Origin of the sequence: Planomonospora sp. ID67723 (assembly GCF_015711605.1) — a bacterium.
Classification (GTDB): Bacteria; Actinomycetota; Actinomycetes; order Streptosporangiales; family Streptosporangiaceae; genus Planomonospora_A.
Map to the genome: position 1 here is coordinate 850,863 of NZ_JABTEZ010000004.1, position 18,198 is coordinate 869,060.

Below are 18,198 nucleotides of genomic sequence, written 5' to 3' on the forward strand. Positions count from 1 at the left end.
CGTGGCGGGTCAGTCCTCGTAGGCCGACAGAGGCGGGCAGGAGCAGACCAGGTTGCGGTCGCCGTAGGCCTGGTCGATGCGGCGCACCGGCGACCAGTACTTGCCCTCGCGCAGCGAGGGCAGCGGGTAGGCCGCCTCGGTGCGGGTGTAGGCGTGGTCCCACGCGTCGGCGACGACGCAGTCGGCGGTGTGCGGCGCGTTCCGCAGCGGGTTGTCGACCTTGTCGTAGGCGCCCGAGGCGACCTTCGCGATCTCCTCCCGGATCGCGATCATCGCGTCGCAGAACCGGTCGAGCTCGGCCAGGTCCTCACTCTCGGTGGGCTCGATCATCAGCGTGCCGGCCACCGGGAAGGACATGGTCGGGGCGTGGAAGCCGTAGTCGACCAGGCGCTTGGCCACGTCGTCCACGGTGACGCCGGTCTCCTTGGTGATCTGGCGCAGGTCGACGATGCACTCGTGGGCCACCAGGCCGCCGCGGCCGGTGTAGAGGACCGGGTAGTGCGGGGCGAGCCTGCGGGCCAGGTAGTTGGCCGACAGGATGGCCTGCTCGGTGGCGGCCTTGAGGCCCTCGCCGCCCATCATCCGGATGTATGCCCAGGAGATGGGCAGGATGCCCGCCGAGCCGTACGGCGCCGCCGAGACCGCGCCGACCTCCGAACCCCCGTGCAGCGGGTGGCCCGGCAGGTAGCCGGCCAGGTGGGCGCGGACCGCGACCGGGCCGACGCCGGGGCCGCCGCCGCCGTGCGGGATGCAGAAGGTCTTGTGCAGGTTCAGGTGGGAGACGTCGGCCCCGAACTCGCCCAGCTTGGCCAGGCCGACCAGGGCGTTGAGGTTGGCGCCGTCGACGTAGACCTGGCCGCCGGCCTCGTGGACCTGCTCGCAGATCCGGGTGATGGTCTCCTCGTACACGCCGTGCGTGGACGGGTAGGTCACCATGATCGCAGCGAGCCGGTCGCGGTTCTTCTCGATCTTGTCGGTGAGGTCGGCGAGGTCGACGTTGCCGTTGTCGTCGCAGGCGACCACGACGACCTTCATGCCCGCCATGACGGCGCTGGCCGCGTTGGTGCCATGTGCCGAGGACGGGATCAGGCAGACCTCTCTCCCGGCCTCGCCCCGGGCCCGGTGATAGGCGCGGATGGCCAGCAGACCGGCGAACTCGCCCTGGGAGCCGGCGTTGGGCTGGATCGAGACGGCGTCATAGCCGGTCACCTCGGCCAGCCAGCCCTCCAGCCCCTTGATCAGCTCGATGAAGCCCTCGGCCTGGTCCTCGGGGGCGTAGGGGTGCAGCCCGGCGAACTCCGGCCAGGTGATGGGCTCCATCTCGGTGGTCGCGTTGAGCTTCATCGTGCAGGAGCCCAGCGGGATCATCGACCGGTCGAGCGCGATGTCCTTGTCCTGCAGGCGGCGCAGGTAGCGCAGCATCGCGGTCTCGGAGCGGTGGCTGTGGAAGACCGGGTGGGTCAGGTATTCGCTCGTGCGCAGCAGCTCGGCGGGGAGAGCGTCGTGCGTGGCGGCGTCCAGGTCGGTCAGGACGGCGCCGCTGACCTCGAAGGCGGCCAGGACCTGCTCCAGGTGGAGCAGCTCGGTCTTCTCGTCGCAGGTGACGCCGACGTGGTCGGCGTCGACCAGGCGCAGGTTGACGCCGTTGTCACGGGCGGCGGCCACGACCTGGGCGGCGCGACCGGGGACCCGGGCGAGCACGGTGTCGAAGAAGGCCTCGTGCACGACCTCGACACCGCCGTGGCGCAGCCCCTCGGCGAGCACGACGGCGTGCCGGTGGACGCGCTGGGCGATCCGCCGCAGGCCCTCGGGGCCGTGGTAGACGGCGTACATGCCGGCGATCACGGCGAGCAGCACCTGCGCGGTGCAGATGTTGCTGGTCGCCTTCTCCCGGCGGATGTGCTGCTCGCGGGTCTGCAGGGCCAGCCGGTAGGCGGGGCGGCGGTCGGCGTCCTGGGAGACGCCGACCAGACGGCCGGGCATCTGCCGCTGCAGGCCCTCGCGGACCGCCATGTAGGCCGCGTGCGGGCCGCCGAAGCCCAGCGGCACGCCGAAGCGCTGCGAGGAGCCGATCGCGATGTCGGCGCCGAGCTCGCCGGGGGCGGCCAGCAGGGTGAGGGCGAGCAGGTCGGCCGCGGCGACCACCTGGGCGCCGTGTGCGTGGGCGGCCTCGGCGACCGCGCGGAAGTCGCGCAGGCGGCCGCCGGCTCCGGGGTACTGCACCAGGACGCCGAAGCACTCGGGCAGTTCTCCGGCGAGGTCGCTCTCGGCCAGCTCGATGCCGAGCGGCTCGGCTCGGGTGCGCAGCACGGCCTTGGTCTGCGGCATCGCGTCGGCGTCCACCACGAACACGTTCGACTTCGCCCGGCCTGCGCGGCGGGCCAGGGTCATCGCCTCGGCCGCGGCGGTCGCCTCGTCCAGCAGGGAGGCACCGGCGACGTCGAGGCCGGTCAGGTCGGAGACGACCGTCTGGAAGTTGATCAGGGCCTCCAGCCGGCCCTGGGAGATCTCCGGCTGGTAGGGCGTGTACGCGGTGTACCAGCCGGGGTTCTCCAGCAGGTTGCGGCGGATGACCGCGGGCGTGATCGTGTCGTGGTAGCCGAGGCCGATCATCGAGGTGAGGACGGTGTTGCGGGAGGCCAGGGCGCGCAGCTCGCCGATGGCCTCGGCCTCGCTCGCCGCGGCGGGCAGCTCGAGCCGGTCCTTGGCCCGGATCGTCTCGGGCACCGCGACCGCGATCAGGTCGTCGACGGAGCCGAATCCGACCGCCTCCAGCATGCGGTCCCGGTCGGCCTCGCCGGGCCCGATGTGGCGGGTCGCGAACGGCGGGGAGCTGAGCTCGCTGAGGGGTGACAGATCGGTCATGGAAAGCCTCCCGAGGCGGTGGAGACCGGCGCTGGGCGCGGGCATGGGTGCCGGATCTCCCCCTCTGTCATCTCGACCTGAGAGCTTCACCTACCCCTTTCGGGGAGGCTTTCACCGTCGGTGAGACGCGCCTGGCGGACGCACCTGCTTTCCAGAGTTGCCTCGTCCGTGCGGTACAGGGTGCCTGAGAGATTCCGGGGAGGTTGCTCCTTCGGCGCCCCGGTCGTGCCGGGGTCTCTCCCGCACAGGGTCGTCAGCGAGGTCAACTTTACCCTGTGCGGCGCGCCCTGCGACGGCGGGCCAGCTCATCGGCGTGGTGCTCGGCTAAAGGGCCCTCGCCGGCCTCGGCGCGCTCGCCGGGCAGCTGCGCCAAGGAACCCTCCACCTCCTGCCACACCCGGCCCAGCGCGATGCCGAACACGCCCTGGCCGCCCTGGAGGAGATCGATCACCTCGTCGGGGGAGGTGCACTCGTAGACGCTCACCCCGTCGCTCATGAGGGTGATCTGGGCGAGGTCGCCGACCCCGCGGGCCCGCAGGTGGTGCACGGCGATGCGGATCTGCTGCAAGGAGACGCCGGTGTCGAGAAGCCGTTTGACGACCTTGAGCACGAGGACGTCGCGGAAGCCGTACAGCCGCTGGGAGCCGGAGCCGTGCGCGGCCCTGACCGTGGGCTCGACCAGTCCGGTGCGGGCCCAGTAGTCCAGTTGCCGGTAGGTGATCCCGGCAGCGGCACAGGCCGTGGGGCCTCGATAGCCGACGTCGGCGGGCAGGCTCACCGGCTGCCCCTCGAACAGCAGGCCCTCTTCTCCGGCACGCTGCCGCGCCGACCGGCGCCGCCCCGGATCATCCTGGCCGGCCGCCTTTCCTTCGCCGCTGCTGACCGCCACTGCGGACCTCCGGCTTTCTCTCATCCCATGGCCTGATCTGGGGGTTTGCACACGGCCACAGGTTCACTCGCACCGTAAGACTGGGATCCAGCTCAGTCAACGACCCCACTCGGCGCGTCGTGAAGCGTAAATGCACCGAAATTCCTACCCCGCGCGGCCGAAGTCCTCCGGCGAGATCTGGTCAAGGAACTCCCTGAACCTTTCCAGCTCCTCCTCCTGGCCCTCCTGGTCGTCCGGAATGATCACTCCGGCCTCGCGAACCACGTCCTCACTGGCGAAGATACGCGCGCCGGTGCGCAGTGCCAAGGCGATGGAGTCCGAGGGCCGGGCGCTCACCTCGACCCCGTTGGAGAACACCAGGTCGGCGAAGAAGATGCCCTCGCGGAGCGCGACGATGTTCACCGTGCGCAGTCCCACACCGAGGGCGTCGAGCACGTCCCGGAACAGGTCATGGGTGAGCGGCCGGGGCGGCGGCTCCTCCGCCTGGGCCATGGCGATCGCCGTCGCCTCCGTCATGCCGATCCAGATGGGCAGGTAACGCTCCCCGTGCGCCTCCTTCAGCAGAACGATCGGCTGGTTTGAGGGCATTTCAACCCGAACGCCCACGACCTCCATCTGCAACACGGGCTGCTCCGTCTTTTCGCTGGGTTTCGACCGGTTTCTTCAACGTAACACCCGGAGGGCGACGAGCGCCCCGGCAGGTCCTCACCTCCCCAGGGCGTCGCGGACTCCAGAACGCAGGAGAGAGGCGTGCAGGTCCAGCAGGAGACCGGAGATCTCCCGGGCGGTCTCGTCGGCCCGGTCGATGGCACCGGGCGCCCGGCGGCGCAGCAGCGGGGCGACGGCCTGCTCCACGAGCCCGGCCTCCCGCTCGGCTGCGGCACGGACCGCCCGCAGATGGCGGGCGTGCAGGCCGAAGGCGGCCAGCGCGCCGACGCTGCGGGCCACGGCCAGCGCCTCGGCGTCGTAGTGGCGGGCCACCGCGGACAGCAGGCCGTAGTCCTCGAGCTCGGCCAGGGTCTCCTCGTCGAGCTCGGCGGCGGCGAGGAGCTCCTCCCGGCTGAGGCGGACTTCGGGGACGGCCTCGCCGGGTACCGCGCGCGGCCGGGCGACGGGCCGCTCCTCGCGGTCCGCCGCCTCCAGCCTGTCCTTGATCACGCGCAGCGGGAGGTAGCGGTCGCGCTGCTCGCTGAGGATGTAACGCAGCCGTTCGACGTCGGCGTAGGTGAACTTGCGGTAGCCGGAGGGACTGCGCTCCGGCTCGATCAGCCCCTCACCCTCCAGGAAACGGATCTTGGAGATGCTGACGTCGGGGAACTCGCCCTGCAGGAGGGCGAGGACCTCCCCGATGCTCATGTGCGCACGAGCGGCCTGCGAGCTCATCATCCTCCAGCGGCGCCGCGGGTGAGGAACACCAGGCGGAACTTGCCGATCTGCACCTCGTCCCCACCGTAGAGCGGAACCTCCTCGATCCGCTCGCGGTTGACGTAAGTGCCGTTGAGGCTTCCGACGTCACGGACGGTGAACATGCCACCGCCGCGCCGGTAGAACTCCACGTGGCGGCGGGAGACGGTGACGTCGTCGAGGAAGATGTCGCTCTCGGGGTGGCGGCCCACGGTGGTGAGGTCGCTGTCCAGGAGGAAGCGGCTGCCTGCGTTGGGGCCGCGCATGGCCACCAGCAGAGCCGTGCCCGGGAGCAACTGCTCGACGGCCTGCCGCTCGGCGAGAAGCGTCTCCCCTGTCTCCGCCTCGTAGGCCTCGATCCCGGAGAGGGAGATCGTCGACGTGCTGTCTCCGGGAATCTCAGCTCTGGTCAGCGGTGACCCGCATCGAGAACAGAAACGCGCGTCCTCGGGGTTGGCATGACCGCACTGCGTGCAGTAGACGCTCGGCATCGATCGGCTCGGCCTCCTACCGCGAAGACGCGGCAACGGTGCTCGGGGATGCGCGCCTCGCTTCTTCGCTTCTCAAGTGTGTTCAGACTGCGAATGCCGAAACTTACGCTGATGAGGCGCAAAGGTCAAGACGAGCGGTGGACCGCGGGTTCGGTCGGTGTCAAAACTACAGCCGGGTACGGTCCACGGTCTATATCTCGGGCCAGGCTGGCGCGTCGTTGTGTTGACGGACCGTGCTCCGCGCAGCCGGCTCGGGGGCCGGTGACCGGCGCCTTTCCTCGCCGCTCATCCGCTGCGCTCCCTCGCTCCTCAGTCCAGTGCACCGGCGCCCCCCGCAGACCGGGGGCGGGTCAGCAGCCGGCGGCGTCCTCGACGACCCGGGCCCAGTGCTCGAGGAGCGCCTGCGCCGAGTCCACGTCGGCGCCCTCGGCCCACAGGTGGGTGACGGCCTCTGCCGGATCGGGCAGGACCAGCGCCCAGCTCCCGTCGTCGGCGACGACCCGCACGCCGTCGGTGGTGTCGATCCGGTAGTCCTCGGCGGCCTCGATGACCGAGCGCATCACCACCCCCTTGACCGCCCAGGGCGTGGGCACCGTACGGCGCAGCAGCCGGGCCACGGGGATCCTGGCGTCGATCTGGCTGAGTGAGAGCCGGGTCCTGGCGACCAGGCCGAGCAGGCGCAGGAAGACCGCCAGCCCGTCCACCGCGGGCCCGAACTCCGGCACGATGAACCCGCCGCGCCCGTCCCCGGCGAACACCATGTCGTGCCCCCGCGAGGCCGAGGTGAGCGCGTCGATCGCGGTGGAGGTCCACTCGACCTGCACCCCGTGGAAACGGCAGACCTGCTCGGCCACGCGGGTGGTGGTCACCGGCAGCGCCACCCGGCCGCCGCGCCGCTCGGCCGCGATCAGGTCCAGCACGACGAGCAGGGCGCGCTCCTCGCTGATCAGCTGGCCGGTCTCGTTGACCAGCGCGACCCGCTCCCCCACCGGGTCGAACCGCACGCCGAAGGCGGCCCGGGAGGAGCTGACCAGCTCCGACAGGCGCTGCAGGTCGCGGCGGCGCTCGGCGAAGGTCTCGGTGGGCGAGGCCTCGTCCAGCCGGTTGTTGACGGTCAGCACGTCCACCCCGACCCGGCCGAGGAGGTTGGGCAGCACCAGTGATGAGGTGCCGCCCGCGCAGTCGACCACGACCTTCATGTCGGCGTCGCGCACCCCGTTCATGTTCACGCAGCGCAGCAGCTCGTGCGCGTAGTCCTCGATCACCCTCGGCGGGAAGCCCAGCTCGGCGATCTCCCCGGGGAAGGCGCGGCGGAACTCCTGGCGCGAGAAGACCCGCTCCAGCCTGCGCTGGGCCGACTGGGACAGGTCGGCGCCGGTCTCGTCCATGAAGACGATGTCCACGCTCTGCGGGTCGCCGGGGGTGGTCCGCAGAGCGATCCCGCCCACGGCGTTCTCCTTGGCGGTGTGGAAGCGGGAGACCGGCAGCGGGACGGCCTCCAGGTCGAGCACGTCGATGGCGCTGGCGTTCAGGGCGCTGATCACGGCCCGCTTCAGAGTCCGGGCGGCCCGGGAGGAGTCGCGGGAGGTGACGACCGAGGTGCCCTTCCTCAGGGTGGTGGCGTAGGCGCTGGCCAGCCGTACGCACAGCTCAGGGGTGATCTCCACGTTGACCAGCCCGGAGACCCCGCGCGGGCCGAACAGGTTGCGCTGGCCCCTGGACTCCCAGATGACGCTGGTGTTGACCAGGGCTCCGGCCTCGACGGTCTTGAACGGGTAGACCTTGACCCCGGAGGAGACGTACGCCTCGGCCTCGATGATGCACTCGTCCCCGACGACGGCGTTCTCCTCCACCCTGGCGCCCGCCATCAGATCGGTGTTCTTGCCGATGACGCAGCCGCGCAGGTTGGTGCTGGGCCCCACGTAGACGTTGTCGTGGACGACCGCGCGGTGCAGGAAGGCTCCCTCGCGGACCACCACGTTGCTGCCGAGCACGGTGTACTCGCGCAGCTCGGCCCCCGCCTCGACCTTGGCGTAGTCGCCGATGTAGAGAGGGCCCTTGAGGATGGCGTCGGGGTCCACCACGGCGCCCTCGGCCACCCAGACCCCGGGTGAGAGCTCGAAGGCTCCGATGTCCACCTTGACCCGGCCGGAGAGCACGTCGGCCTGGGCCCGCAGGTAGCTCTCGTGGGTGCCGATGTCCTCCCAGTAGCCGTCGGCCACGTAGCCGAAGAGGGCGGCGCCGCGCTCCAGCAGCTTGGGGAAGACGTCCTCCGACCAGTCGACCGGCCCGTCTCCGACGACCTCGTCGAGGACCTCCGGCTCCATCACGTAGACACCGGTGTTGACGGTGTCGGAGAAGACCTGGCCCCAGGTGGGCTTCTCCAGGAACCGTTCCACCCGGCCCTGGTCGTCCACGATGACGATGCCGAACTCCAGCGGGTTCGGCACGCGTTTGAGCCCGATGGTGACCAGGGCGTCGTTCTCCCGGTGGAACCGGATCATGTCGGTCAGGTCGATGTCGGTGAGCGCGTCGCCCGAGATGACCAGGAAGCGCTCGTCGCGGAGCTTGTCGGCGGCGTTCTTGACGCTCCCGGCGGTGCCGAGCGGCCTCTCCTCGGTCGCGTAGTACAGGCTCATGCCGAGCTCGTCGCCGTCGCCGAAGTAGTTGCGGACCAGCGCGGCCAGGAACTGCACGGTCACCACGGTCTCGGTGAGCCCGTGCCGTTTCAGCAGGCGCAGCACGTGCTCCATGATCGGCCTGTTGACCACGGGGAGCAGGGGCTTGGGCTGGTTCGCGGTCATCGGCCGGAGCCGCGTCCCCTCACCACCCGCCATCACGACGGCCTTCACACATCACCCCTTACGGCGTTTTAACTCCTTTGAGGAGCTGCCGCACCTGTACCCAATACAGCACCCCCGACCACCAGTACAGCCCCACGCCCCAGATCGCCAGCGACCAGCCGACGATCCGCGCGGGATCGGCGTACCACGTGTCGTGGTGGGCCAGGAAGAGGAGCGGGAAGGAGTAGAGCAGGTTGGCCGTGGCGGCCTTGCCCAGGAAGTGCACCGGCAGCGCCGGGCCGTACCCGAGCCGGCGCAGGATCGGCGGGATGCCCAGGAGCATCACGTCCCGCAGCGGGATGACCAGCGCCAGCCACCAGGGGATGATGTCCCGCAGGGCCAGGCCGAGCAGGGTCGCCAGGATGTAGAGCCGGTCGGCCAGCGGGTCGAGCAGCCGGCCGAGCCTGCTGGTCTGGTTCCACGCCCGGGCGATCTTGCCGTCCAGCCAGTCGGAGAATCCGGCGAGCATCAGCAACGCGACGGCCCAGCCGTCGGCCTTCGGACCCAGCACGAGCCAGAGGAAGACCGGCACGCCGAGGAGCCTGGCCAGGCTCAGCGCGTTGGGAACCGTCCAGATTCGATCTTCGGTTCCCGATACTTCCGAATTCACCCGTTTATCTCCCTCCCCGTACCTGATAGTGACACTACTGCGTCGATGCGACGCCGTGTTTGTGACGACGCTGCGCGTCGCGGCTCGGGGGCTGGCAACCGGCGCCCCCTCGCAGCCTCCTTCGCTCCTCAGTCCAGCCCACCGGCACCCCCTCGCGGGTTGGCGGCGCCGTGGCGGGGAGGGGTGGTGATCGGCGGGGGGACGCGCTAGGGTTTCCGCCGACCAACGCGGGAGCCCGGAGAACCGGGCTGAGAGGACGGCTGTGACGGCCGCCGACCGCCAGAACCTGCTCCGGATAATGCCGGCGAAGGGAGTTTGCGCGATGAGCGATGCGCGCCTTTCCAGCTCCAAGATCTACCAGGGCGACCTCCGCGTCCCCATGCGTCAGGTGCGGCTGACCAACGGTGAGACGGTCACGCTCTACGACACCTCGGGCCCGTACACCGACCCGGACGTGACCGTCGACATCACCCGCGGCCTGCCGCGCCTGCGCGAGGACTGGATCCTCGACCGCGGCGATGTGGCCCGGTACGGCGGCCGCCCGGCCAGGCCCGCCGACGACGGCTACCGGGACTCCGAGTCCTGGAGCCGCGACCTGCGCTCCCTGGACGCGGTCTTCGCCGGCGACGGCGCGGACCCGGCGCGATCGGGACAGGACCGCCGGCCGCTGCGGGCCGCGGGGGCGCCGGTGACCCAGCTCGCCTACGCCCGGCGCGGCCAGATCACCCGGGAGATGGGGTTCGTCGCCGTCCGCGAGGGCGTGGCGCCGGAGTTCGTCCGCGACGAGGTCGCCGCCGGACGGGCGATCATCCCGGCCAACGTCAACCACCCGGAGAGCGAACCGATGATCATCGGCCGCAACTTCCTGGTGAAGATCAACGCCAACATCGGCAACTCCGCCGTGACCTCCACCATCGAGGAGGAGGTGGACAAGATGACCTGGGCGACCCGATGGGGCGCCGACACCGTCATGGACCTGTCCACCGGGCGCAACATCCACACCACCCGCGAGTGGATCATCCGCAACTCCCCGGTGCCGATCGGGACCGTCCCGCTCTACCAGGCCCTGGAGAAGGTGGACGGCCGCCCCGAGGAGCTCTCCTGGGAGGTCTACCGCGACACCCTGATCGAGCAGTGCGAGCAGGGCGTGGACTACTTCACCGTGCACGCCGGCGTGCGCCTGGCCCACGTGCCGCTGACCGCGGGACGCAAGACCGGCATCGTCTCGCGAGGCGGCTCGATCATGGCGGCCTGGTGCCTGGCCCACCACCGCGAGAGCTTCCTGTACGAGCACTTCGCCGACATCTGCGAGATCCTGGCCGCCTACGACGTGGCGTTCTCGCTGGGCGACGGGTTGCGTCCGGGCTCGATCGCCGACGCCAACGACGAGGCCCAGTTCGCCGAACTGCGGACGCTGGGCGAGCTCACGAAGATCGCGCACGCGCACGACGTCCAGGTGATGATCGAGGGGCCGGGCCACGTCCCCATGCACAAGATCAAGGAGAACGTGGACCTCCAGCGCGAACTCTGCGACGACGCGCCGTTCTACACCCTCGGCCCGCTGACCACCGACGTCGCCCCCGGCTACGACCACATCACCTCGGCCATCGGTGCGGCGATGATCGGCTGGTACGGCACGGCCATGCTCTGCTACGTCACCCCCAAGGAGCACCTCGGCCTGCCGAACAAGGACGACGTGAAGACCGGCGTGATCACCTACAAGATCGCGGCACACGCGGCCGACCTGGCCAAGGGCCACCCGGGCGCGCAGGCCTGGGACGACGCGCTGTCCGACGCCCGGTTCGAGTTCCGCTGGGAGGACCAGTTCGACCTCTCCCTGGACCCGGACACCGCCCGTTCCTTCCACGACGAGACCCTGCCCGCCGCCCCGGCCAAGACCGCCCACTTCTGCTCCATGTGCGGGCCGAAGTTCTGCTCCATGCGCATCAGCCACGACGTGCGGCGGTTCGCCGAGGAGCGCGGGCTGACCGACGACGAGGCCTTGCGGGAGGGGATGCGGGAGAAGGCCGAGGAGTTCTCCCGCGAGGGCGGCCGGGTCTACCTGCCCGTCGAAGGCGTCTGAGCACGGCCTGAGGCGGCGCCGGACGCCCGGCGGTGTCCGGCGGCGCGGGGGCGCGTCCGGACACCGCCGCGCGGGCCCGGAGGGGACGGGATCAGCGCCCGTGCCCCTTCGGGCTCAGGAACACCGTACGGCGGCGCGGGGCGACCAGGACCAGACGAGCACGGCCACGGTCAGCCCGAACAGGGTCAGGCCGCTGGGCACGTGGGTGCCGAGCATCTCCCACGTGAAGTGCTGGCCCATGCCGATGAGGAAGAGGCCGAGGCTGGCCAGCGCGGGCCAGCCCGCGCCGCGGCCCGGCCGCCAGACCAGCACGGCCGCCACGATCTGCAGCAGGGCGATCAGGTGCACCACCATTCCCGCCCACACGTGGGTGTCGGCCAGGGCCTGGTCCCCGTTGACGGCCTGCCCGGCGAACGAGGCCGCGACGATCAGGCCGGCCGCCTGGGCGACGACCAGGATGCGCAGGCCGTACAGCAGGCCCGCGGAGACCTGCCGGCCCTGGGCCGCCGGTCCCTGGGTGATGACCTCCTGCATGAGATGTGTCCTTCCTGGGATGAGTGGTTCAGGACACATCGTGCTCGCAGGGACCTGCCGCGTCGTCAGCCTGCGGGCTGACCCCCCGATCCTCCGCGGGGCGGATTCCGCACCGGCCGGAAGTCCGCGTCGACCAGCCCGATCCGGTGGGCCACCACCGCCGCCTGGATGCGGTTGCGCAGGCCGAGCTTGTCCATGGCGGTGGAGACGTGGGTCTTCACGGTGGTGACGCCCACGTGCAGGGTGTCGGCGATCTCCGCGTTGGACAGTCCCGTGCCGACCAGGGCCAGCACGTCCAGCTCCCGGTCGGTGAGGCCGGCCAGGACGCGCGGGCCGACCCGCTCCTCGGCCGCCAGCGCCCGCTCCACCACGCGGCGCAGCACCGAGGGGGCCAGCAGCGGCTCCCCGGCGGCCGCCCGGCGCACGGCGTCGACCATCCGCTCCGGCTCGTCGTCCTTGACCAGGAAACCGATGGCCCCGGCGCGCAGGGCGGCGTAGATGTTCTCGTCCTCGGCGAAGGTCGTGAGGATCACGATCCTGGCCGCGGGCCATGCCCCCAGGATCCGCCGGGTGGCCTCCAGCCCGTCCATCCTGGGCATGCGCAGGTCCATCAGCAGCACGTCGGGGCGGAGCCGCTCGGCGTGCTGCACGGCCTGCGTCCCGTCGACCGCCTCGCCGCAGACCTCCATCTCCCCCGCGGCCTCCAGCAGCATCCGCACGCCCGCGCGCACGAGCGCCTGGTCGTCGGCGACGACGACCCGGATCACCGGAGCCGCTCCGCCTGTCGCACGCCTGCCACGCCGTCGTTGCCGCCCATGCCGTCCGTCTTCCCTTCCTCCCGCCGCCAGGGCAGGATCCTGCGCTGCGGCGTCATCCCGCATGAGTATCCGTCACGATCCAGCGGGAGCGTCGCCGCCAGCCGCCAGCCGCCGTCCCCGTCGGGCGCGGCGGACAGGTCACCGCCCAGGGCCCGCGCCCGCTCGCGCATGCCCGCGATGCCCTGTCCCGAGGAGGGCAGCGCGTCGCGGGGACCGGGCGGGGGCGCGTCCTGCGGGGAAGGGCCGCTGGCCACGTTCACCTCCAGGGCGTTCTCGGTCACCTTCAGCTCCACGACCGCCGCGGTGCCCGGCCCGGCGTGCTTGAGCACGTTGGTCAGGCCCTCCTGCACGATCCTGGCGGCCGAGGCCCGGGTCACCAGGGGGACGAGGCCGGCCTCGAGGCCGGAGCGGAGCTCGACCTTCAGCCCCGCGGCGTTCATCCGCTCCACCGCGTCGCGCACCACCTCCTCCGGGGCGGCGACGGGAAGATGGGCGAGATCGGGGTCGCGCAGCACGTTGAGCAGGCCGCGCAGATCCTCCAGCACCTGGTGACCGGTGGTGCGGATGTCCGAGAGGGCTTCGGCGACCGGCCCCGACGGCGCGGCGTACTGGGCGGCGCCCGCCCGCAGCACCATCGCGCCGACGTGGTGGGCCACGATGTCGTGCACGTCGCGGGCGATGCGCTCGCGCTCGGCCAGCAGGTCGGCCCGGGCCCGCTCGGCGGCCAGTTGTCTGGCCTCCTCTGCCATGGCCAGCTGCAGGTCGGCGGCGTCGCGGCGGACGCCGAGGTAGCGGCCGATGATGATCGGCGCGGCCACCATGGCCAGCAGCGCGGCCACCCGGGCCGGGGTCACCCCCGCCCACTCCTCCTCCACGATGTTCAGCGCCGTCACCCCGGCGGCCAGGAGGTAGGCGACGGCGGTCCAGGACCACGAGGCGCGCATCGCGAACGCGCCGAGCGTGACCAGGAAGAGGCCCTGCAGCGAGTTGGCGGCGAACCCGGCGTACTGGTCGGCCACGAGGACCAGTACGGCCTGAAGCGCGAACGCCGTGCCCGGGAGCACCCGGGCCAGGCCCGCGGTGAGCCCGCAGCCGATCACGAACCAGCCGACCCCCCAGACCGGCCAGGGCCCGTCGTGCCAGTCGGTCCAGGTGTCCAGGACCATGAAGGCCACGCCGCCGCCCGACAGCAGCAGGTCGAGGCCGGGACGGCGCTCCACCTTGGCCACCGCCTCGATGGGGCTGCGCAGGTAGCGGCCGACGACCACGGGGACGGCGCTCATCCCGGCCGAGAAGTACCAGGTGGTGGCGGTGAGGGCGAGACCGGGATCGGCGAGGTTGACCGAGGTGGCGACTGCGGCCAGGACGGCGCCGGGCACGATCTGCCGCCAGGCGCAGCGGTAGGCGAGGACGCCCACGGCGACCGGGATGAGGGTCTGCACGGTGTCGGTGGTGAAGGTGGAGAACCGGTCGCAGACGACCAGGAAGGCCGACTGGTAGACGCAGACGGCCAGCGGCCACCTCCGGACGAGGCCCATCGGGATCCCGGCCAGCGCCGCGAGCACCAGGGTCGCCGACCAGGACACGGGCTGGCCGGTCTTGCCCGAGACGAACAACCCGAAGGCGACTCCGGCGACCGACAGCAGGACGTCGAGCGCCGGGCCGCGGGCTCTCCCATCGACGGCCGGATCGCGGGGTCTCATGGGCAAAAGGTATCCGGATCCGGCCGGTGCCCTCTCATCCTCTGGGAGGGCCGCGTCTCCTCCTAGTGGCCGGAAGATCGGCCGAACGGCTGGTCAAGTACGGCAAAAGAGCCCTTAATCTTCAGTCCATGACCAATGACACCACGCTCTTCCTGGGTCAGTGGATGCGCTCCCCGGGAACCACCGGGGCCGTGGCACCGAGCTCGCGCAAGCTCGCCGAGACCGTGACCGCGCCGGTCCCCCGGCGGGGCGAGCCGGTGATCGTCGAGCTCGGCCCCGGCACGGGCGCGTTCACCGCCGAGATCCAGCGGCGTCTGGAAGGGCGGGGGCACCACCTGGCGGTGGAGATCAACCCGAGGCTGGCGGAGTTTCTCGCCGCCCGGCACCCGGCGGTGGACGTCATGGTCGCCGACGCGGCGAAGCTGCCGCAGCTGCTCCAGGAGCGCGGTCTGACCCATGCCGACGTCGTCGTGAGCGGACTGCCCTGGGCCGCGTTCTCCGAGGAGACGCAGACGAGCCTGCTGGAGGCCGTCGCCGCGATCATGGGGCCGAACACGGCCTTCACCACCTTCGCCTACAGCTTCGCCAAGCCGCTGCCGCCCGCGCGCCGCTTCCGGCGGCGCCTGCACGACACCTTCGAGGAGGTCGTGATGGGCCGGACCGTGTGGGGCAACCTCCCGCCCGCCTTCGTCTACCACGCGCGCCGCCCGCGCTCGTAGACCGCACGGATCCCTCCGGGAGCTCACCGGAAACCCTCGCCTCACGACCGAACTTCGTTCTACCATTGCGCACGCAACCAGAACGGAGTTGATCACGGTGGACTTCACGCTCCCGGAGAGCGCCCTCGCCGTCCAGCGCGGCATCGCCGACATCTGCTCGCGCTACGACCTGGACTACTGGCAGCGCTGCGAGACCGAGAAGCGCTGGCCGGAGGAGGTCTGGGCGGAGCTCGCCAAGGGGGGCTGGCTGGGCCTGGCCGTACCCGAGGAGTACGGCGGCGGGGGGCAGGGGCTGCTGGAGCTGGCCGTGGCCACCGAGACCCTCTCGGCCTCCGGCTCCGCGGGAGGCTCGGCGTTCACCTACGTCCTCACCCCAGGCTTCGGTGCGATGACCCTGGCCCGGCACGGCAGCCGGTGGCAGCGCGAGCAGTTGCTGCCCGGACTCGCCACCGGCGAGATCGAGACCTGCTTCGCCCTGACCGAGCCGGACGCCGGCTCCAACGCGCTGGGCATCTCCACCTCCGCCCGCCGCGACGGCGACGAGTTCGTGGTCAACGGCCAGAAGATCTGGATCACCGGCGTGCAGCGCGCCACCTGGATGCTGCTGGTCACCCGGACCGTCCCGGCCACCGAGGCGAAACCCCGCACCCACGGCATGACCGTCTTCCTGGTGAACGTGCCCGAGGCCGTCGCCGCGGGACGGCTCTCCTTCCAGCCGATCCCCAAGATGGGCGCCAACACCACCCCGTCCAACATGGTCTTCATCGACGACCTGCGCGTCCCGGCCGCGAACGTCGTCGGCGAGGTCGACCAGGGCGCGCTGGTGCTGTGGGACATCCTCAACCCCGAGCGCATCCTGCTGGCCGCCTCCGCCCTCGGCGGCGCGGAGGTGGCGCTGCGGGTCGCGGTGCGGTACGCCAAGGAGCGTGAGGTCTTTGGCCGCCCGATCGGCGCCAACCAGGCCATCGCCTTCCCCCTCGCCCAGGTCAAGGCCAAGATCGAGCTGGCCAGGCTGATGCTGTACAAGGCGGCCTGGCTCTTCGACGACCAGCAGCCGTGCGGCACCGAGGCCAACATCGCCAAGCTGACCGCCTCCCAGGCGGCCTGGGAGGCGGCCGACCACGCCTTCCAGACCCACGGCGGCATGGCCTACTCGCTGGAGTATCCAGTCGCCCGCCTGCTGGCCGACGCCAGGATCGGCAAGGTCGCCCCGGTCACCGAGGAACTGCTGCTCAACTACCTCGCCACCCAGGTGCTCGGGCTTCCCCGGAGCTTCTGAGCGATTGCGGCGCGCGCCCGGCTGACGGACCATGGGCTGGTCCGTCAGCGAGCGCAAAGGAGCGCCCATGACCGCCTACGCCAGCACCGTGATCGACGCGTCGGCCGACGAGGTCTGGAACTACCTGCGGGAGTTCGGAAACCTGGCCGAGTGGCTGCCCGGGATCACCAGCTGTGAGATCGAGGAGGGCACACCCTCCGAGCCCGGCGCGGTCCGCCGGGTCGAGGGAGCGGGCGGGCTGTTCCGGGAGCGGCTGCTCACCCTCGACGACGCCTCCCGCTCGGCGACCTACGAGATCCTCGAATGCCCGCTGCCGGTCCGGAACTACCGTGGCGTCTACCGGGTCGCCCCGGTCACCGACAGTGGCCGGGCCTTCGTCGAGTGGTCGGCCGTCTTCGACTCCGACGACGAGCCGAAGATGACCAAGATCCTCACCCGGGGCGTCTTCGAGCCGGGCCTGGCCTCCCTGCACAAGCGTTTCTGACTCCCGGCCCGCCGCACGACGGGCGTGCGGCGAGCCGGTCATCTCGCCCCCCGTCCTCCCCGCCGGATCGCCAGGCCCGCCGCCGCGATTGCGGCGGGCACCAGCAGGTACGGCCCGCAGGAGGCCAGCAGCACCAGGGTGAAGGCCGTGGCCACCGCGGCGACCCGCCGCCCGGCCCCGGCCAGCAGGCGGGTCGCCGCGGCGACGCCGACCGCGGTGACCGCGGCCAGGCAGGCCGAGGTGGCGCGCATGAGCGGGTCGAGCCCGATCCCGGAACCCACCGCCACGGCGGTGAGCGCACCGGTCAGGGCGGCCAGCAGCACCAGGCTGCGATGCGGCACCCGGCCCGGGACCGCCCCCTTGGCCAGGGGCGCGGGCAGGGCCCCGTCACGGGCGAGTGCGGCGCCGAGACGGGCGCCCCCGGCGATGTAGGTGTTGATCGCGCCGAAGCTCAACAGGACGGCCGCGACGGCGGTGACCGGCCCGGCCAGGCTTCCGGCGCCCTCCCGGAGCAGCAGGGCGAGCGGGACCGGCGAAGTGGCCGCCCCGTCGCCGAGCACGCCGATCACGGTCACGGCCAGCCCCAGGTAGAGCACGCCGACGACCGCCAGGGTGAGCGCCGTGGCCCGCACCAGGTGGCGGCGGGGGTCGGCGAACTCGGCCGACAGATGGCTGGCCGCCTCCCAGCCGACGAAGGCGAAGAACAGCACCCCGGCCGCCCGGGCGACCCCGCCCGGGCCGTGCGGGGCGAAGGGGGTGAAGCTGCCCGGCCGTACGGCGGGCAGGGCCGTCACGACGGCGGCGACCAGGAGGACGGTGAGCAGGGCGGCCAGGAGCAGCTGCACCCCTCCGGCCAGGCGCAGACCGGCGTGGTTGGCGGCGAACGCCGCCGCCAGCAGCCCGAAGGTCACCGCCGCGGCCCCGGCCGTGCCGAGGCCCAGGGCCGGGGCGACGTACCCCGCGCCGATCATGGCACCGGCCGGCACCCCCACCGGTATCGCGAAGTAGAACCACCAGCCGGTCACCGCCGCCGTCCGCGCGCCGAAGGCCCGCGCGGCGAACGTCGCCACCCCGCCGCCGTCGGGGAACCGGCCGCCCAGTGCGGCGAAGGTCAGCGCGACCGGCACGCTGAGCGCCAGCAGCGCGGCCCAGGCCAGGATCGAGGCGGGACCGGCGGCGGCCGCGGCCAGATGCGGCAGGGCGAGCACTCCGGGCCCCAGCACCGCGCCGAGCAGCAGCGCCGTCCCCTGCCCCGTCCCGAGCCGGCCGCCCGGTCCCCCTGCGCCCACGCTCCCGGTCCGCGGCCCTCCGGTTCCCGAGCCCGCCGCGGTCTCCCGGCCGGTCCCCGCGGGGAGCCTCTCCCGAGGACCCGCCCCGCCCCTTCGCCCTGTCTTCGGCACCTTCCATCCCGCCTTCCCATCGATCGGTGATCCGGGAGGAAGGTAGCCAGTCGGGCGACTGTGGCGGCGATTGACC

The 18,198-nt window shown here is 71.8% G+C and carries 15 protein-coding genes and 2 riboswitches; of the genes, 4 read left to right on the plus strand and 11 right to left on the minus strand.

The window, feature by feature from the left end:
• Positions 1–9: 9 nt before the first annotated feature.
• The 7 genes from gcvP to clsA all read right to left on the minus strand — a co-directional run bounded on the left by gcvP (position 10) and on the right by clsA (position 9,102).
• The gene (gene gcvP / locus HS041_RS30655; RefSeq protein ID WP_196444294.1) at positions 10–2,865 is read right to left on the minus strand and encodes an aminomethyl-transferring glycine dehydrogenase; all 2,856 of its coding nucleotides are present in this window, start codon (positions 2,863–2,865) and stop codon (positions 10–12) included.
• A gap of 161 nt (positions 2,866–3,026) precedes the next feature.
• Positions 3,027–3,118, minus strand: a riboswitch (glycine riboswitch).
• A 15-nt stretch (positions 3,119–3,133) separates the two neighbouring features.
• Positions 3,134–3,754: a MerR family transcriptional regulator gene (locus HS041_RS30660; protein ID WP_196444295.1), complete on the minus strand. Its 621-nt coding sequence runs from the start codon at positions 3,752–3,754 to the stop codon at positions 3,134–3,136.
• Positions 3,755–3,898: 144 nt separating this feature from the next.
• Positions 3,899–4,378, minus strand: coding sequence for a bifunctional nuclease family protein (locus HS041_RS30665; protein WP_184947661.1), 480 nt, complete (start codon positions 4,376–4,378; stop codon positions 3,899–3,901).
• 81 nt (positions 4,379–4,459) lie between these two features.
• The gene (gene ftsR / locus HS041_RS30670) at positions 4,460–5,110 is read right to left on the minus strand and encodes a transcriptional regulator FtsR (RefSeq protein WP_374058887.1); all 651 of its coding nucleotides are present in this window, start codon (positions 5,108–5,110) and stop codon (positions 4,460–4,462) included.
• A gap of 26 nt (positions 5,111–5,136) precedes the next feature.
• On the minus strand, positions 5,137–5,649 hold the full coding sequence (locus tag HS041_RS30675) for a double zinc ribbon and FHA domain-containing protein (RefSeq protein WP_196444296.1): 513 nt from the start codon (positions 5,647–5,649) through the stop codon (positions 5,137–5,139).
• A gap of 350 nt (positions 5,650–5,999) precedes the next feature.
• Positions 6,000–8,501 (minus strand): mannose-1-phosphate guanyltransferase, encoded by a 2,502-nt coding sequence (locus tag HS041_RS30680; RefSeq protein WP_196444297.1) that lies wholly within the window; start codon positions 8,499–8,501, stop codon positions 6,000–6,002.
• Between the two features lie 10 nt (positions 8,502–8,511).
• Positions 8,512–9,102: a cardiolipin synthase ClsA gene (clsA, locus tag HS041_RS30685; protein ID WP_196444298.1), complete on the minus strand. Its 591-nt coding sequence runs from the start codon at positions 9,100–9,102 to the stop codon at positions 8,512–8,514.
• A 217-nt stretch (positions 9,103–9,319) separates the two neighbouring features.
• Positions 9,320–9,432, plus strand: a riboswitch (TPP riboswitch).
• On the opposite strand from clsA, the gene thiC reads away from it, so the two are divergent.
• A complete protein-coding gene (gene thiC, locus HS041_RS30690) occupies positions 9,425–11,185 on the plus strand; it encodes a phosphomethylpyrimidine synthase ThiC (protein WP_304609554.1) in 1,761 nt (586 codons plus the stop codon). (Overlaps the previous riboswitch by 8 nt.)
• 114 nt (positions 11,186–11,299) lie before the next feature.
• Here thiC and HS041_RS30695 read toward each other — a convergent pair whose 3' ends face one another.
• From HS041_RS30695 to HS041_RS30705, 3 genes are all read right to left on the minus strand, one after another.
• Positions 11,300–11,719, minus strand: a complete 420-nt coding sequence (locus HS041_RS30695; protein ID WP_196444300.1) for a hypothetical protein — start codon at positions 11,717–11,719, stop codon at positions 11,300–11,302.
• Positions 11,720–11,784: 65 nt separating this feature from the next.
• Complete coding sequence (locus HS041_RS30700) at positions 11,785–12,486, minus strand: response regulator (protein ID WP_196444301.1); 702 nt, start codon at positions 12,484–12,486, stop codon at positions 11,785–11,787.
• Positions 12,483–14,240, minus strand: a complete 1,758-nt coding sequence (locus HS041_RS30705) for a sensor histidine kinase (protein WP_230879870.1) — start codon at positions 14,238–14,240, stop codon at positions 12,483–12,485. The genes HS041_RS30700 and HS041_RS30705 overlap by 4 nt, the downstream gene beginning before the upstream one ends.
• 128 nt (positions 14,241–14,368) lie before the next feature.
• Between HS041_RS30705 and HS041_RS30710 the strand changes: the two genes are divergently transcribed.
• From HS041_RS30710 to HS041_RS30720, 3 genes are all read left to right on the plus strand, one after another.
• On the plus strand, positions 14,369–14,959 hold the full coding sequence (locus HS041_RS30710) for a class I SAM-dependent methyltransferase (protein ID WP_196444302.1): 591 nt from the start codon (positions 14,369–14,371) through the stop codon (positions 14,957–14,959).
• A gap of 97 nt (positions 14,960–15,056) precedes the next feature.
• Complete coding sequence (locus HS041_RS30715) at positions 15,057–16,238, plus strand: acyl-CoA dehydrogenase family protein (protein WP_196444303.1); 1,182 nt, start codon at positions 15,057–15,059, stop codon at positions 16,236–16,238.
• A 67-nt stretch (positions 16,239–16,305) separates the two neighbouring features.
• Positions 16,306–16,722 carry an SRPBCC family protein gene (locus tag HS041_RS30720; RefSeq protein ID WP_196444304.1) on the plus strand — a complete coding sequence of 139 codons (417 nt, stop codon included), beginning with the start codon at positions 16,306–16,308 and terminating at the stop codon, positions 16,720–16,722.
• Positions 16,723–16,760: 38 nt separating this feature from the next.
• Here the strand turns inward: HS041_RS30720 and HS041_RS30725 are convergent, their stop codons facing one another.
• A complete protein-coding gene (locus HS041_RS30725; protein ID WP_196444305.1) occupies positions 16,761–18,011 on the minus strand; it encodes an APC family permease in 1,251 nt (416 codons plus the stop codon).
• Between the last annotated feature and the right edge of the window lie 187 nt (positions 18,012–18,198).

Bases quoted from the DNA above. Each gene is read 5' to 3' on its own strand.
- gcvP (WP_196444294.1), bottom strand. From the start codon at position 2,865: ATGACCGATCTGTCACCCCTCAGCGAGCTCAGCTCCCCGCCGTTCGCG.
- ftsR (WP_374058887.1), bottom strand. From the start codon at position 5,110: ATGAGCATCGGGGAGGTCCTCGCCCTCCTGCAGGGCGAGTTCCCCGAC.
- HS041_RS30675 (WP_196444296.1), bottom strand. From the start codon at position 5,649: ATGCCGAGCGTCTACTGCACGCAGTGCGGTCATGCCAACCCCGAGGAC.
- thiC (WP_304609554.1), top strand. From the start codon at position 9,425: ATGAGCGATGCGCGCCTTTCCAGCTCCAAGATCTACCAGGGCGACCTC.
- HS041_RS30695 (WP_196444300.1), bottom strand. From the start codon at position 11,719: ATGCAGGAGGTCATCACCCAGGGACCGGCGGCCCAGGGCCGGCAGGTC.
- HS041_RS30705 (WP_230879870.1), bottom strand. From the start codon at position 14,240: ATGAGACCCCGCGATCCGGCCGTCGATGGGAGAGCCCGCGGCCCGGCG.
- HS041_RS30710 (WP_196444302.1), top strand. From the start codon at position 14,369: ATGACCAATGACACCACGCTCTTCCTGGGTCAGTGGATGCGCTCCCCG.
- HS041_RS30720 (WP_196444304.1), top strand. From the start codon at position 16,306: ATGACCGCCTACGCCAGCACCGTGATCGACGCGTCGGCCGACGAGGTC.